A 14,697-nucleotide genomic window follows, 5' to 3' on the forward strand; every position below is an offset into this window, starting at 1 on the left:
TCTGTGGCGATTCAGGGAGTGAGGATGATCGATCCTTGCGAGCGGCCTTGCTCCAGGTCCGCGTGCGCCGCAGCGGCATCCTTGAGCGCGTAGCTTTTCCAGACGTGGGGCCTGAGTATGCCGGCGGCGATGGCATCCAGCACGTCCTGCGCGCGGCTCTGGTACTCCTCTATCGTTGCCGTATGTGCGGCCAGCGAAGGGCGGGTCAGAAACAGCGAACCCTTGGCATTGAGCACTCCCGGCTCGACGGCCGGCGGCAAGCCCGAGGTGGCGCCAAACGACACCATCAGCCCTCTGGGCCGCAGGCAGTCCAGCGAAGCGGAGAAAGTGTCTTTTCCGATGGGGTCGTAGACCACGTCCACCTTGTGCCCCTGCGTGGCCTGCATCACCTGGGATGGCAGCGACTGCGCGTCGAAGACAAACACCTGGTCGCAGCCTGCCGCCTTGGCGCGCTCCACGCTGGCCGGCTTGGAGACGACGCCCAGTACCTGGGCTCCCAGGTGCTTTGCCCAGGCGCACATCAGCTGCCCCAGCGCCCCCGCAGCGCCATAGATCAGCACGCGGCTGCCCTGCTTCACCTGGCCGGTGGTCTTGAGCAGATACTGGGCCGTGATGCCCTTGAACAGGACCGACGCAGCAGCGTCATCCCCGAGTGCGTCCGGAAGCCTGACCAGGCGACCGGCAGGGAACAGGCGCGCACTGGCATAGGCACCCAGCGGACCGGTGGCGTAGCCGACCCGATCCCCCACCTTCAGGCCCGGGACTCCCGCACCCACTGCGGCCACGCTCCCCGCACCCTCCAGACCCAATCCCGAAGGCAATGCAATCGGGACCAGGCCCTTGCGCTGGCTGACATCCAGAGGATTGACACCGATGGCAGTCTGCTCGAGCAGAACCTCGCCCGGCCCTGGCGACGGCAGATCCAGCGCTTCGAGCTGCATCACTTCGGGCGCACCTGAGCGGTAGATTCGAATGGCGAGGGGCATGGCTTTTCCTTGGGAATGATGAAGAAACCATCGTATTCATGCCATCTGCGTGCATCAACATGAGCGCATGCACATGATAAGTGCATGCGATGCAGCAATATCTGCATGCTGACATGCACCAGGGCCGACAGCCAGAATCAGGCACTCTTGGCCCATCGCCAGCCGCGAGGCGACGTCGCGGCCTGCCTGAACAAGAGCGCCGAGCCCGCGTCCATCCATGAAGGTCTGCATGCCAGGCCCGCGCAGGCACAGACTGTTGCGGCAGCAAAGGCAGCCAGAAATACAACGACTTGCAGCACCGCTCGCTCCGGAGCCGATGAAGCACGATACGCCACAATAATCCTTGTCCATCAGACGCTTGAAGCGCCAGAAATTCACAGGAACGCTTGATCGATGAGCATAGAACTCCCCAAACACGCACAGCAGCAGGCCATTGCCTCCATAGAACGCTATTTCCGCGAAAACATGGACGAGCCCATAGGCAATATGCAATCCGGTGCCCTGCTGAATTTCTTTCTCGCGGAAATAGGCCCCAGCATCTACAACCGTGCCGTGGCCGATGTGCAGGAGAACCTGCAGGCCAGGCTGCAGGAGCTGGACTATGAGGTGGGCAAGGAGGAATTCAGCTACTGGACGGCCAAGCGCGCTGGCAGGCGCTGAGATGATGCCCGCCCGGCGCCTGCAGGCAGCTCTGCGGCCAGACCAGCCGCCTCCGCCTGCGGCGACGCTGGTGGCGCTGGCCCAGGCACTCAGGGATGAAGGCATGACCCAGGCCGCGCTCTACCGCCTTTTTCAGGCCGAGCATGCGCGCTCGGACCTCGACGAACCGCGCCTGGAAGCTCTGGCCGGGACCATGGATCTGATCTGGGGTGGCGGCTGGGCCAAAGGCCATGCCTTGTTCGAACAAGAGCTGTCGCAAGAACGGCTGGACAGCGAATAAGAAGGCGCCTGCGCCCGCCAGCCGGCCCGGCTGGCATACCATCGCCGCATGCGTCTTCTCCACACCTCCGACTGGCACCTGGGCCAGCACTTCATGGGCCGCAGCCGCCAGGCCGAACATCAGGCCCTGATTGACTGGTTGCTGCAGCAGGTACAGGCCCATCAGGTCGACGCCGTGCTGATTGCCGGCGATGTGTTCGACACCGGCGCACCGGCCAGCTATGCGCGCGAACTCTACAACCAGCTGATTGCGCGGCTGCACCAGGCCGGTGTGGGCCTGCTGATTCTGGGCGGCAACCATGACTCGGTCAGCGTGCTCGACGAAAGCCGCGATCTGCTGCGCCATCTGGGCACACAGGTGATTGCCTCCACCGGCGCTCCGCAGCAGCATGCCGTCACCCTGCCACTACGCGGTCCAGATGCACGCCGCTCAGACCCGGACGGTGCAAGCCAGCCCGGCTGCATTGTCTGCGCCCTGCCCTTTATCCGCGCCCGCGACGTGCAGCAAAGCCAGGCCGGTCAAAGCGCGCAGGACAAGCAGCTGGCCTTGCAGACCGCCATTCAGTCCACCTATCGACAGGTGTATGAAGCGGCCCTGGACCTGCAGCAAAAGCTGCAAGCCACGCTGGGCCGCAAGCTGCCCATCATCGCCACCGGCCATCTGACCACCGTGGGCGCCAGCAGCAACGAGTCGGTGCGCGAGATCTATGTGGGCTCGCTCGAAGCCTTTCCCACCAATGCTTTCCCGCCCGCCGACTACATTGCGCTGGGCCATATCCACCAGCCGCAAAAAGTGGGCGGCATGGAGCATATCCGCTACAGCGGCTCGCCGATTGCGCTGGGCTTTGACGAAGCGCGCCAGACCAAGCAGGTATTGCTGGTCGAGCTGAACGAAAGCGGCTTGCAGGGCGTAACGTCTCTGCCCGTTCCGGTGTCCCAAGCAATGGCCGCGCTGCGCTGTACCCTGGCCGATCTGCCAAACGCACTGAAACAAATAGCCGCTGACGCAGACCCCAAGCGCGCCACCTGGCTGGATATCACGATTGAAGAGGATGACTATCTGGCCGACCTGCCCGCCCGTGTGCAGGCCCTGGTCGAGGAGTTGCCCGTGCAGGTGCTGCGCATCAAGCGCCAGCGCGGCAATAGCGCACCGCAGTTGCAAAGCGCAGCCATGGAGTCGCTGGACGAGCTGACCCCGCAGGACGTGTTTGCCCGCCGCCTGGCACTGGAGACACTGGAGCCGCCGCTGCAGCAGGCGCTGACCGAGCGCTATCGCAGCGTGGTCGAATCCCTGAGCCACCCTGAGAACCTCCCCGGGAGCGCCGCATGAAAATCCTCAAGCTGCGTCTCAAGAATCTCAATTCGCTCAAGGGCGAGTGGCAGGTCGATTTCACTGCCGAACCCTTTGCCGGCAACAGCCTGTTTGCCATTACTGGACCCACGGGCGCAGGCAAGTCCACCTTGCTGGACGCCATCTGCCTGGCGCTGTACCACCAGACACCGCGTCTGGCTACCATCAGCGCCGGCAGCAATGACTTGATGACACGCCATCAGGCCGACTGCCTGGCCGAGGTGGAGTTCGAAGTCAAAGGTGCAGTCTACCGTGCCTTCTGGAGCCAGCGCCGCGCACGCGACAAGGCCAGCGGCGCGCTGCAGGCGCCCAAGGTGGAACTGGCGCGCGTGGCCGACGGTCATATCCTCAGCAGCCAAAGTGCGGACAAGCTCAGACAGATGGCCCAGATCACCGGGCTGGACTTTGCGCGCTTCACCAAATCCATGCTGCTGGCCCAGGGCGGCTTTGCAGCCTTTTTGCAGGCCAGCGCCAACGAGCGCGCCGAGCTGCTGGAAGAGCTGACCGGCACCGACATCTACAGCCAGATCTCGCAAACCGTGTTCGAGCGCGCCCGCGATGCGCGCCAGTTGCTGAGCACCACCCAGGCACAGGCCGACGGCATGCAGTTGCTGCCCGAGGAAGAGCGCACCCAGTTACAGGCCGAGGCCGCACAGCTGCAAAGCGCGCTCTCTGATCTGCAACAAAGCCACCAGCACCTGCACAGCCTGCAGCGCTGGCAGGAACAAACCGCACAAGCGCGGGTGCAGGCCGAGCAGGCCCAACTGCAGGTCCAGCAAGCCCGGCAAGCGCTGGATGCTGCCGCACCCGATCTGCAGCGCCTGCAAGCCCACGGCCCGGCCCAGGCCATTGCCGCACTGCACCAACGCTGGCAACAGATGCAAAGTGCCAGCGAGGCTGCACAAAGCCAGCTGAGCGATCTGCAAGACAGACTGACGCAAACGCGCGGCACGCAGTGGCACCTGCACCATCAGGCCAGTGCCTTGGCCGCGCAATCACACCAAAAAGCAGAGCTGCTTGCGCATGACCTGCAGGCGCAACAGACCGATTTGATCGAATGGCAGCAGCAACATGCCACCCATGCCCAACTCGGCGAACAGCTGAGCGGCTGGCGCGAACAGCTTGAACAACGCCAACAACACCAACAGCAATTGCAGAGCGCGCAGGCCGAGCTGCAAGACACCCAGAATCAGGCTCAAGCCCTGCAACAGCAAAGCAGTGCGCAAGCCACCGTGGTGCAGCAGGCGCAGACCGCACTGCAACAGGCCCAGAGCGCTGCCGAACAAGCCAACGCGGCTCAGCAAACTCTGCTGGCTCCCCATGGCGGCAGCCTGGCTCAGTTGCGTGCCCGCTGGCAGGCTGCGCAGCAGCAGATGCAGCTCATCCTGCAATTGCAACAGCAGGCCAGCCAGCGCAATGCCCTGCACCAGCAAGAGCAGCAGCTGGACGCCGATCTGCAGGAATGCAACCAACGCATGCAGCAGCAAGCTGCGGATCTTGTCAGCCTGCGCAGCCGGTACAAGGCACAGAACGAAAAAGTCAGCGACAAGGAGCAGCTGCTGGCGCAAGAGCGGCGCATTCAAAACCTGGAGGCGCACCGCCGCACGCTGCAGCCCGGAGAGGCCTGCCCGCTGTGCGGCTCGCACGAGCATCCTGCCATCACCGCCTATGCGGCGCTCGATATATCGGCCACCGAGGCCGCACTGCAAACTGCCAGAGCCGAGCTGGAATCGCTCAAGGAGCAAGGCAGCCAGCGCAAGGCCGATCACGCGGCCAGCGAAAGCCAGCACAGCAGTCTGCAAAAGCAGCTGGCAGCGACGACCGCCCATATCCAGCAATGGCAGGCGCAGTGGAGCACATTGCGCCAGGCCTGCGCGCCCATGCTGGCCGATGATGCCTGGATGCATGCCGAAGCATTGGCGCAGATACAGCAACAAGGCAGCCAGCAAGCCGCCAGCCTGCAGCAGGCGCTGAGCGGTACGGAGGCAGGCGAGCGCCGCGCACAGCAAGCCAGGGATGCGGCCCATGCGGCCGCGCAAAGCTTGCAGGGCGCCGAGCACCAGCAAGAGCGCGTGCAGCAGGCCCAGCAGGGCAACGCTGCCCAGCAGCAGCGTTTGAGCGATGCCGTTCAGGCCCTGCAAGCCAGCGCATCTGCCCTGAATACCGAGCTGCAAGCGGCCATGTCGCAAGCCGGCTGGGCGGTGCCCGATGCGGTGCACAGCCAGGCCTGGCTGCAGGCGCGCCAGCAGGACTGGCAGCAATGGCAGCAGCGCAGCACCCAGTTGCAGGCGCTGGCTCAGCAGCTGGTATTGCAGCAGCGTCAGGTGGAGCAAGCCGCTCAAGACGCCCGGCACTGGCAGCAAGGCGCTGCGCAATTGCCGACGGATTCGCCTGCGGATTTGCTGGCCGTGGACGCGCAAGTGCCCGCGCCTGCCATGCCCGCCAATCTGGTCGAATGCGCCGCACTGCTGGAGCGCACGGTGCAACAGCTGGCCAGCCTGCAAGGCCAGAGCCAGCAGGCCAGCGGCCATCTGACCCAGTTGCAGCAAAGCAGCGCCCAAGCGCAGGCCGCATGGGATACCGCGCTGAAGGCCAGCCCTTTTGCCGATGCCGCCGCCTTTGCCCAGGCCCTGCTGCCCGCCGATGAATGGCAGCGCCTGACAGAGCGCAGCGATCAATTGCAGCAAGCCTTGCAGCGCAACCAGACCTTGCTGGCTGAAGCCACGCAACACCATGCCCGGTTGCAGGCCCAGGCCTTGACTGCGGAAACACCCGAGACCATCGCCGCCCAGTTGCAGGCCCTGGAGGCCGAGCGCGGCAACCTGACCGAGCGCCTGGGTGCCCAGCGTGCGCGCCTGGCTGACGATGAAAAGCGCCGCACGGGCCAGCAGGCCTTGCTGCTGCAAATTGCGGCACTGGAGCAAGACAACGATCTATGGCAGCGCCTCAACAGCCTGATCGGCTCCAAGGAGGGCGACAAGTTCCGCAAGTTTGCCCAGGGGCTGACGCTGGACCATCTGCTGCTGCTGGCCAACCGGCACCTGGAGCGCCTGCACGGCCGCTATCTGCTGCGGCGCAAGCCCACGGGCGAGCTGGAACTGGACATCGTGGACGGCTGGCAGGGCGATGTGGCGCGCGACACGCGCACGCTTTCGGGCGGCGAGGCCTTTCTCGTCAGCCTGGCACTGGCGCTGGCACTGTCGGATCTGGTCAGCAGCAAGACCTCGATTGACTCGCTATTCCTGGACGAAGGCTTCGGCACGCTGGACGGCGACACGCTGGAGATCGCCCTGGCCGCGCTAGATGCACTCAACGCCAGCGGCAAGATGATTGGCGTCATCAGCCATGTGGAAGCGCTCAAGGAGCGTATTCCGGCGCAGATCCGCGTGGAAAAGGCAGCCGGAATCGGTTACTCCAGACTGGTGATCTGAAGCCTGACTCAGGTGCCGGGCGGAGGTGGCGGCATCATGCCAGGGCGCGGCGGCCGCATGCCGCCGGGACGCCCCGGACCTCCTGGCCCACCCGGGCCGCCTGGCGGCATGGAGCCCTTGACCTGGCAGAGCTTGTCGGCACTGTCGCTGCGCACCACCACGGTCTTCGATGCCAGCATCACCCCGCCCAGGTTCTGCACATCGAAAACATAAGGCGTCTTGTCCGGCTCCTGCCCGACCACGTTGTCCACATCCAGGCGGGTATCGGGCTGGCCCTTGTCCTTGTAAAGCGGTGCCTGCGCAAAGATCTCGCTGTTGAGCGCATCGCTGAACAACAGCTGGCTGGTCAGCCACGATGCAGCACTGTCCGCCGGGTCGTAGCTGCCTTGCAGGATGCGAAAGTGCACATGCACGGCACGGCCGCGATACCAGCCGGGGTAGCAGCTGTCGAAACGCGCCACGCCATGGCCGTCGGTGCGCTGATAGCCGCGAAAGAACTGCTTGTTCACATCGGCGGCATCGTTGTTGCACATGCGGTGAGTCTGGCCCGAGTAACCGCCCGTGTGATTGGTATGCCAGATCTCCACAATCGTGCCCGGCACCGGCTCACAGCGCTCGTTGACCACGCGAATCTGCATATGCAGCGGCAGGCCGTCCCAGCCATCGCTGACATCCATGCGCTCGGGCGACAGCGTATGGCAGGGGCCGATGGTGGCCTCGCAGGTCAGGCGGCAACCGCCCGCCAGACCGGCCGCAGCAAATGGATTGATGCCGCGCACGGCAGCGGTGATGGCCTTGGTACCGCCGCTGAGCCAGGGAGCAGCGGCCTTCGCCGCGCCGTCCGTCGCTGGCGCTGCTGCCGAACCGATTGCGGCGGGCGCGGCACGACCGGGCGATGGCATGAAGGGCAGTGCCCCCAGCAGGGCTGCGGATTGCCGCAGCCAGCTTCTGCGCGAGGTTGCGCACGCGGCCGGTACAAGCGTTTCGGATGAGGAGTGCGGCTGGGTCATGGGCGATATGGACTCGTCTGTGAATCGCACCATGCTAGCGCCGCAGCCGCCAACGCAGCCAGCGGCTGCCTCATCTTTACCGATGCTATACAAAATTGCTCTCCATGCCTTTTCCATAAAGCGCCATGCGCTACAGTTTTTGATAGTGTCACCGATCAGGCGCCAAGGTCACCCCGCCCGCGCCAAGCCGGCCCAAAGGCTTTGGCTTACCATCCAGACCCTTGCTTGATAGGTACAAGCCATGATCCGGATCGCAGAACTCAAACTCCCTCTCTCGGCGGTGGAATACCACCCCGAGAACCACACCGAATATCAGCCCACGGACCAGCTCACCCAGCTCGCAGCCGAGCGCCTGGGCATTCCATGCTCCGCCATTGCCAGGCTGCATGTGCACAAGCGCAGCTTCGATGCGCGCAAGGCGGAACTGCTGGCCGTCTACATCGTCGACATCACGCTGGCCGACGAGGGCCAGGAGGCCGCGCTGCTGACGCAGTTTGCCGACCACCCCCATGTCAACCCAACGCCAGACATGAGCTGGAAAGCCGTGGGCCAGGCCCCGGCCGACCTGGACGAGCGCCCCGTGGTCGTGGGCTTTGGTCCCTGCGGCATGTTTGCCGGACTGGTGCTGGCCCAGATGGGCTTCAGGCCCATCGTGCTGGAGCGCGGCAAGACCGTGCGCGAGCGCACCAAGGACACCTGGCGCCTTTGGCGCAAGCGCGAGCTGACGCCCGAGTCCAATGTGCAGTACGGCGAAGGCGGCGCCGGCACCTTCTCAGACGGCAAGCTCTACAGCCAGATCAAGGACCCGCGCCATCTGGGCCGCAAGGTACTGACCGAGTTCGTGACCTATGGTGCTCCGCCCGAAATTCTCTACGCGGCTCACCCCCATATCGGCACTTTCAAGCTGGTCAAGCTGGTCGAAGGCATTCGTGAGGAAATCGTGCGCCTGGGCGGCGAAATCCGCTTCGAGCAGCGCGTGACCGATGTGCAGATCGAAGAGGTCGACGGCCAGCGCCAGCTGGTCGGCCTGCAGGTGCTCGACCAGGCCACGGGCCAAAGCTATGCGCTGCCCACCCATCATGCCGTGATGGCTCTGGGCCACAGCTCGCGCGACACTTTTGCCATGTTCTACGAGCGCGGCGTGGCCATGGAGGCCAAGCCCTTCTCCGTGGGCTTTCGCATCGAACATCCGCAAAGCGTGATCGACCGCGCCCGCTGGGGCAAGGATGCCGGCCATCCGCTGCTGGGCGCTGCCGACTACAAGCTGGTGCACCATGCCAAAAACGGCCGCGCCGTCTACAGCTTCTGCATGTGCCCGGGCGGCACCGTGGTGGCCGCGACCAGCGAACCCGGGCGCGTCGTCACCAACGGCATGAGCCAGTATTCGCGCGCCGAGCGCAATGCCAATGCCGGCATGGTCTGCGCCATCAGCCCCGAAGACTACCCGCAAGACGCCGAGAGCTTTGCCTGGGCCTTTGACGGCAAGACCTTCGGCGTCGAAAAGCTGCAAAAAGGCGAGCATCACCCGCTCTCCGGCATTGTGCTGCAGCGCCAGCTGGAGTCCAAAGCCTATGTGCTCGGCGGCCAGAACTACAGTGCGCCCGGCCAGCTCGTGGGCGACTTTGTGGCTGGCAAGCCATCCACCGAGTTTGGCGAAGTTCAGCCCTCCTACAAGCCCGGCATCAGCCTCGGCGATCTGCACCAGGCACTGCCCGCCTATGCGATCGAAGCCATGCGCGAGGCCCTGCCCGCCTTTGGCAAGAAGATTCGCGGCTACGACATGAAGGATGCCGTGCTGACTGGTGTGGAAACACGCACCTCGTCCCCGGTCAAGATCGGCCGCGGCGCCGACTTCCAGAGCGACAACACGCGCGGTCTGTACCCGGCCGGTGAAGGTGCCAGTTACGCGGGCGGCATTCTGTCGGCCGGTGTCGACGGCATCAAGGTCGGCGAGGCCGTGGCTGCGGCGATTCTCGGCGTGTCGGTACCCTCCTCGGGCGCACGCGGCTCGGGCGGCGCCCTGTAAGCCACGCGGCCTGCCTCGTTGCGCCCCAGGCATGCCAGCCCCCCGGCTGGCTGCCTTTGAGGGGCGCGAGCACACCGGAAGTCATGGCTCTTACAAGTTTTTGGACGCTGACTGACATTGCGCCAGGCTTGGCATCGGTACGCTGGGGACTTCATCGCACGCCAAGCGTCACCATGAAACCTCTGCGACTCGCACCTGCCTCTGTCACCCTGGGACTGGCCTGCTGGCTGGCTGCCGCCAGTGCCAGCGCTCAAACCAGTGATTTAGCTGCTGCGGCAGACACTGCCGCCGACAAGCCCTCTGCGCTGTCGGGCTGGATGTTTGGCTACGCCCCCCTGGACTGGCACTTCTCCGATGCCAAAAAGGAAAACGATTTCGAGCCTGACGAACAAAAGCATGCCTATGTCTGGCTGATCCAGGCCGAGAAGGAGCTGGACGAACGCCATATCGCAGGCTTTGCCTATTTCAGGAATTCATTCGGTCAGCCCAGCCAGTACGCCTACTACGGCTGGCGCTTCAGGCCGTTTGACAGCGTGCCAGGCCTTTTCTTCAAGGTCACGGGCGGCATCATTCACGGCTACAAGTTTCCGTACAACAAGAAGATCCCGTTCAACAACCGGCATGGCTGGGGCATCACGGCCATTCCGGCCGTGGGCTATGACTTCAATCGGAACTGGGGAGCCCAGGTCAATGTGCTGGGCAATGCCGGCGTGATGTTCCAGCTCAACTACACGGTTCGCTAGGTCGCCAGGAGCGCTCCATCAGGCTCCGCGCAGCCTGGCAAAGTCGGGCGCACGCTTTTCCAGAAAGGCCGCGATGCCTTCGCGGGACTCCTCGCTGCCCTGGGCCTCGACCATATGGTCAGCCTCCAGCGCCAGCTGCTGCTCCAGGCTGTGGTTGTGAGCCACCCGGCACAGTGCCTTGATACGCGCGGTCGCCACCTCCGGCCCCTGGGCCAGTTGCCGCGCCAGTTCCAGCGCCTGGGCCAAGGCCTGGCCCGGCTCCGTCAAGCGGTTGATGCAGCCATGCGCATGCATGCGCTCGCCGCTGATGCGCTCACCCGTCAGGCAGAGCTCGGTCAGCAACTGACGGGACATGAACTCGGCCAGAAAAGACGTCGCGCCACCGTCGGGGGTGAGGCCGACCTTCACATAGGCCACCGAGAAAACCGCCGACCTTGCCGCCACCAGCATGTCGCAAGCCATGGCCAGAGAAAGGCCCGCACCCGCGGCAGCGCCTTCCACCGCCGCGATCACGGGCTTGGGGCAGTCGCGTATGGCACGCATCAGATGGTTGAGATCCTCGAGCCTGAGGCGGCGTTCGGCCAGCGGCATCTCGCGCCGCGTCGCCAGCTGGTTCAGATCGCCGCCAGCGCAGAAATGACCGCCCTCTCCCGTGAGGATCACGGCGGCAACCGAGGCATCGGTGCCGGCCGCACGCAGCGCTTCCATGACCGCGTGGTAGTACTCGGGCGACAGCGCATTGCGCGCGGCCTGGTTGTTGTTGGAGAGAACGAGAACAGCGCCTTCGCGGCGGGTGACAAGAGCAGGATTCACGGCAAACCTCCTGCATCCGACTCTAGCGATGCCGGCATGGCCCGCCTAGCGGGCTTGTGCCCTCTCTTGTCACCTAGCGGACGCCCTCAGCGGCGTGGCCCCCAATGGCCACCGCCATGATGCCAGCCACCAGGGCCATGGTTCCAGCCCCCTTCATGCCAGCCGTAGCCGGGACGTGGCGGCATGGCCCAGCGACCGGGACGCCAGTTGTAGCGTCCGCCGCCCCAGCCCCAGGAGCCGCCGATCCAGACATAGGCCGGCGAGGGAGCCACCGGGATCACCTCGTTGATCAGGGCAGGCGGGGCCATGGGTGCATAGACGTCGCCCGCGACCACCTCGGTTCCATAAGCCGGATAGGCCGGGGCCACCACACAGCCCGTAAGCAGGGCAGCCGAGCCGCCCAGCAGCAAGACCGGCAGCAGGCGGCGGGTCATGGTTTGAGAGATGAAGGACATCACAACTCCTGAAAGTCCGGGGACATGTATATGCTCCTACAACGCAAAAGCCCCTGCCAGTTGTTGACAGGGGCTTGTGAAGCAGCGGTAAAGACCGGCTACTGCCGTTTACACAGGTGTACGCTTAACGGGCGTTTTGCAGTGCAGCAATGCGCTGCTCGATGGGCGGGTGGGTGGAGAACAGCTGGCCGATGCCGCCGGCAATGCCCATGGCCGCCACGCTCTTGGGCAGCTCGCCCGGATGCATGCCGCCCAGACGGGCCAGCGCATTCATCATGGGCTGCTTGCGGCCCATGAGCTGCGCGGCACCCGCGTCGGCACGGAACTCGCGCTGGCGCGAGAACCAGGCCACGATGATGGCGGCGACAAAGCCCAGCAAGATATCCAGCACCACGGTGGTGATCATGTAGCCGATGCCGGGGCCCGAGCTTTGCTCGTCATTGCGGCGCAGAAAGGAATCGACCGCATAGCCGATCACACGCGAGAGGAAGACCACAAAGGTGTTCATCACGCCCTGGATCAGCGTCATGGTCACCATGTCGCCATTGGCGATGTGGGCCACTTCGTGGCCGATCACGGCCTCGACCTCTTCGCGGGTCATGCCTTCGAGCAGCCCCGTGGACACCGCCACCAGGGCCGAGTTCTTGAAGGCGCCGGTCGCAAAGGCGTTGGGCTCGCCCTCATAGATGCCGACCTCGGGCATGCCGATGCCGGCCTTCTCGGCAAAGCCGCGCACGGTGTTGACGATCCAGGCCTCATCGGCATTGCGCGGCTCGTTGATGACCTGCACGCCCGATGTCCACTTGGCCATGGGCTTGGAGATCAGCAGCGAGATGATGGCACCGCCAAAACCCATGATGAAGGCAAAGCCCAGCAGGGCGCCCAGGTTGAGGCCGTTGGCAGTGAGGTAGCGGTTGACGCCCAGCAAGCTGGCGACGATGCCCAATACCGCCACCACGGCGATATTGGTCAGTAGAAATAAGGCAATACGTTTCATCGAGGGTGTACTCCACACAGGGGACAAAATGACCAGAACCCTTGAGGCACCGCCTGTGCAGGGCGAATGCGCATCAAGCCAGTTCTCTTTCTGGCGGTACCCGTTGTTGTGTTGTTTGTACGGTACGTGGGGCTCGGAAAACTAGAGAGTCATCATAGAAGGAAAAGTTCTGGTTTTGCAGGCACCAGTCCGGGATTCCCAATATGGGAATTGGTAGATAGGGCTTGTCGGCCAGATTGCAAGACTGTGTGCGCAGCTGTTCGCACAACCAGTCATCGGCCTCGGCCGGCGATGCCAGGCACGGCGCCTGCTGCGTCGGCACGCAGATCACATGCGCCGTGATGGCCTTGCGCGGCTGGACCAGCTTTTCCAGCAGGGCATGGCCTATGGGCAGGAAGCGCGCCTGCTCCCAAAGCGCCCGCCGGCCCACGAACAGCTCCTGCCAGCGCTTGTCGCGCAGCGCATCGCACAGGGCCTGAGGCGCCAGCAGCAGGCCGCCGTTCTCGTCCAGCACCGTGATCGAGTCGCGCAGGCGCCCGCGCTGCGCCCCCACGCCCTGGCGCGCGATCTCGGCCGCCTGCAATGCATTGAGCCGCTGCTTGAGCAGCGGCCAGTGCAGCCAGATCAGGCCGTTGAAGAAATCATGCAGATTGTCGCGAGTGGGAATGCAGCGCCGGCTGTGGATAAATGCCTCATAGGCCTGACCGACAGGCAGCTGCAGCTGATCGACGAACTGCCAGCCATGATCGCTCAGTGCCGAGGGCAGCCTGTGATTGAGCGCAAGGTACACAGGCATCCCTTTCGCAATGCGCTCCGCCATCGTCCGCCCGGCAGAAGCCAGACAGCTCAGCCAAGGGCGTGACCAGTCGATCGCTAAAAACTCCTCGGCATCGCTGGCACTCGACAGGCCCTGACATGCGGTGCGCAGCGGATTCATGCACTCCATGCCGCTATTTTGGCGGTGGCATTGCGGCCGAGGTGCTCTGGGGCGATGCTGCCTTCTTCATGCGCTTGTCGCGCACGGCGACCCGCGAAGTGCCTTCATCCCGGAATTCAAATGCCTGAATTGCTGCCAGCAGCTTGCTCAAGGAAGGGTAGCCATAGTTGCGCGCATCAAAGGACAGCTTGTTGCCGATATGCGTGCCCAGCTTACCCACCAACGCCCACCCGGCTTCATCTTGGGTAGCCTTCACCGCATCCCGCAACATCGCCAGCAGCTTGGTGTTCTGGCGCAGCAAATTGGTCGGCACCGGCGCCGGAGTCGCCGGCTCCGCAGAGCTTGGTGCTTTTTCAAGGATGGCAGGCACGGCCGTCACAGCTGCGACAAGGCTGGCAGATGACTGTGGCAAAGCGTCCCCCGCATCTTCTTCCAACTCGCGGCGTTCGCTGCGGCTGACAATGCCGTCGCCCAGCTCCTTGAGCGCATCGAAATACAGGAAGCGCGAGCAGGCGTTGACGAAAGCCTTGGGCGTCTGCTCCGCCCCGAATCCATAGACGGCAGCGCCCTTGGCGCGCAAATGCATGACCAGCGGGGTGAAGTCGGCATCCGACGAGACGATGCCGAAGGCATCGGGCTTTTCGGTATAGAGCAGCTCCATGGCATCCACCGTCATGGCCATGTCGGTCGCGTTCTTGCCCTTGGAGTAATCGAACTGCTGCATGGGCCGCACGGCATATTCGAGCAGCTTGCTCTGCCAGCCATGCAGACCGGCCTTGGTCCAGTTGCCATAGGCACGGCGGATATTGATCAGGCCGAAGGTGGACAGCTCGGTCAATATCTCGTCAATCATCTCCGCGGGCGCGTTGTCCGCATCGATCAGCAAGGCAATCCTGGGCTGGACATCGTTGGGCATGCAATCTCCTGAGCGCTGTTTGGCCAAGCCTAACCGAGGCCTTGCGTAAAGCCAAATTAAAAAAGGAGCAGCTTACTCAACTCCTTTCTTGAT

The 14,697-nt window shown here is 64.1% G+C and carries 13 protein-coding genes; 6 read left to right on the top strand and 7 right to left on the bottom strand.

Going from position 1 to position 14,697, the window contains the following annotated elements:
• Positions 1–11: 11 nt before the first annotated feature.
• Positions 12–986, bottom strand: a complete 975-nt coding sequence (locus FSY59_RS19525) for a quinone oxidoreductase (RefSeq protein ID WP_148729105.1) — start codon at positions 984–986, stop codon at positions 12–14.
• Between the two features lie 393 nt (positions 987–1,379).
• Between FSY59_RS19525 and FSY59_RS19530 the strand changes: the two genes are divergently transcribed.
• The 4 genes from FSY59_RS19530 to FSY59_RS19545 are packed head-to-tail and all read left to right on the top strand — an operon-like array spanning position 1,380 to position 6,707.
• Positions 1,380–1,646 (top strand): DUF2164 domain-containing protein, encoded by a 267-nt coding sequence (locus tag FSY59_RS19530; RefSeq protein WP_043375203.1) that lies wholly within the window; start codon positions 1,380–1,382, stop codon positions 1,644–1,646.
• Between the two features lies 1 nt (position 1,647).
• Complete coding sequence (locus FSY59_RS19535; protein ID WP_148729106.1) at positions 1,648–1,926, top strand: hypothetical protein; 279 nt, start codon at positions 1,648–1,650, stop codon at positions 1,924–1,926.
• A 48-nt stretch (positions 1,927–1,974) separates the two neighbouring features.
• Complete coding sequence (gene sbcD, locus FSY59_RS19540) at positions 1,975–3,255, top strand: exonuclease subunit SbcD (protein ID WP_148729107.1); 1,281 nt, start codon at positions 1,975–1,977, stop codon at positions 3,253–3,255.
• Positions 3,252–6,707 (top strand): SbcC/MukB-like Walker B domain-containing protein, encoded by a 3,456-nt coding sequence (locus FSY59_RS19545; RefSeq protein WP_148729108.1) that lies wholly within the window; start codon positions 3,252–3,254, stop codon positions 6,705–6,707. Before sbcD ends, FSY59_RS19545 begins: the two co-directional genes overlap by 4 nt.
• 8 nt (positions 6,708–6,715) lie before the next feature.
• On the opposite strand, the gene FSY59_RS19550 is transcribed toward FSY59_RS19545, so the two are convergent.
• Positions 6,716–7,750, bottom strand: coding sequence for an intradiol ring-cleavage dioxygenase (locus tag FSY59_RS19550; protein ID WP_043375211.1), 1,035 nt, complete (start codon positions 7,748–7,750; stop codon positions 6,716–6,718).
• A 208-nt stretch (positions 7,751–7,958) separates the two neighbouring features.
• Between FSY59_RS19550 and FSY59_RS19555 the strand changes: the two genes are divergently transcribed.
• A complete protein-coding gene (locus FSY59_RS19555) occupies positions 7,959–9,743 on the top strand; it encodes an NAD(P)/FAD-dependent oxidoreductase (protein WP_003051131.1) in 1,785 nt (594 codons plus the stop codon).
• Positions 9,744–9,916: 173 nt separating this feature from the next.
• Positions 9,917–10,486 (top strand): hypothetical protein, encoded by a 570-nt coding sequence (locus FSY59_RS19560; RefSeq protein WP_003051130.1) that lies wholly within the window; start codon positions 9,917–9,919, stop codon positions 10,484–10,486.
• An 18-nt stretch (positions 10,487–10,504) separates the two neighbouring features.
• Here the strand turns inward: FSY59_RS19560 and FSY59_RS19565 are convergent, their stop codons facing one another.
• The 5 genes from FSY59_RS19565 to FSY59_RS19585 all read right to left on the bottom strand — a co-directional run bounded on the left by FSY59_RS19565 (position 10,505) and on the right by FSY59_RS19585 (position 14,604).
• Positions 10,505–11,299 (bottom strand): oxepin-CoA hydrolase, alternative type, encoded by a 795-nt coding sequence (locus tag FSY59_RS19565; protein WP_003051129.1) that lies wholly within the window; start codon positions 11,297–11,299, stop codon positions 10,505–10,507.
• A gap of 86 nt (positions 11,300–11,385) precedes the next feature.
• Positions 11,386–11,754 (bottom strand): YXWGXW repeat-containing protein, encoded by a 369-nt coding sequence (locus FSY59_RS19570; RefSeq protein WP_003051127.1) that lies wholly within the window; start codon positions 11,752–11,754, stop codon positions 11,386–11,388.
• 124 nt (positions 11,755–11,878) lie between these two features.
• Positions 11,879–12,751: a protease HtpX gene (gene htpX / locus FSY59_RS19575; RefSeq protein ID WP_003051126.1), complete on the bottom strand. Its 873-nt coding sequence runs from the start codon at positions 12,749–12,751 to the stop codon at positions 11,879–11,881.
• A 73-nt stretch (positions 12,752–12,824) separates the two neighbouring features.
• Positions 12,825–13,547: a DUF3025 domain-containing protein gene (locus tag FSY59_RS19580; RefSeq protein ID WP_370458233.1), complete on the bottom strand. Its 723-nt coding sequence runs from the start codon at positions 13,545–13,547 to the stop codon at positions 12,825–12,827.
• A 154-nt stretch (positions 13,548–13,701) separates the two neighbouring features.
• The gene (locus tag FSY59_RS19585) at positions 13,702–14,604 is read right to left on the bottom strand and encodes an NYN domain-containing protein (protein WP_003051124.1); all 903 of its coding nucleotides are present in this window, start codon (positions 14,602–14,604) and stop codon (positions 13,702–13,704) included.
• Positions 14,605–14,697 lie beyond the last annotated feature (93 nt).

The sequence above is a fragment of the Comamonas sp. Z3 genome, from assembly GCF_008121565.1.
GTDB classification, from domain to species: Bacteria; Pseudomonadota; Gammaproteobacteria; order Burkholderiales; family Burkholderiaceae_C; genus Comamonas; species Comamonas brasiliensis.

Excerpts from the sequence above, each read along its gene's own strand:
- FSY59_RS19585 (WP_003051124.1), bottom strand. The coding sequence starts at position 14,604 with ATGCCCAACGATGTCCAGCCCAGGATTGCCTTGCTGATCGATGCGGAC.
- FSY59_RS19570 (WP_003051127.1), bottom strand. The coding sequence starts at position 11,754 with ATGTCCTTCATCTCTCAAACCATGACCCGCCGCCTGCTGCCGGTCTTG.
- FSY59_RS19530 (WP_043375203.1), top strand. The coding sequence starts at position 1,380 with ATGAGCATAGAACTCCCCAAACACGCACAGCAGCAGGCCATTGCCTCC.
- htpX (WP_003051126.1), bottom strand. The coding sequence starts at position 12,751 with ATGAAACGTATTGCCTTATTTCTACTGACCAATATCGCCGTGGTGGCG.
- FSY59_RS19550 (WP_043375211.1), bottom strand. The coding sequence starts at position 7,750 with ATGGTGCGATTCACAGACGAGTCCATATCGCCCATGACCCAGCCGCAC.
- FSY59_RS19560 (WP_003051130.1), top strand. The coding sequence starts at position 9,917 with ATGAAACCTCTGCGACTCGCACCTGCCTCTGTCACCCTGGGACTGGCC.
- FSY59_RS19545 (WP_148729108.1), top strand. The coding sequence starts at position 3,252 with ATGAAAATCCTCAAGCTGCGTCTCAAGAATCTCAATTCGCTCAAGGGC.
- FSY59_RS19580 (WP_370458233.1), bottom strand. The coding sequence starts at position 13,547 with ATGCCTGTGTACCTTGCGCTCAATCACAGGCTGCCCTCGGCACTGAGC.
- FSY59_RS19555 (WP_003051131.1), top strand. The coding sequence starts at position 7,959 with ATGATCCGGATCGCAGAACTCAAACTCCCTCTCTCGGCGGTGGAATAC.
- FSY59_RS19535 (WP_148729106.1), top strand. The coding sequence starts at position 1,648 with ATGATGCCCGCCCGGCGCCTGCAGGCAGCTCTGCGGCCAGACCAGCCG.
- FSY59_RS19525 (WP_148729105.1), bottom strand. The coding sequence starts at position 986 with ATGCCCCTCGCCATTCGAATCTACCGCTCAGGTGCGCCCGAAGTGATG.
- sbcD (WP_148729107.1), top strand. The coding sequence starts at position 1,975 with ATGCGTCTTCTCCACACCTCCGACTGGCACCTGGGCCAGCACTTCATG.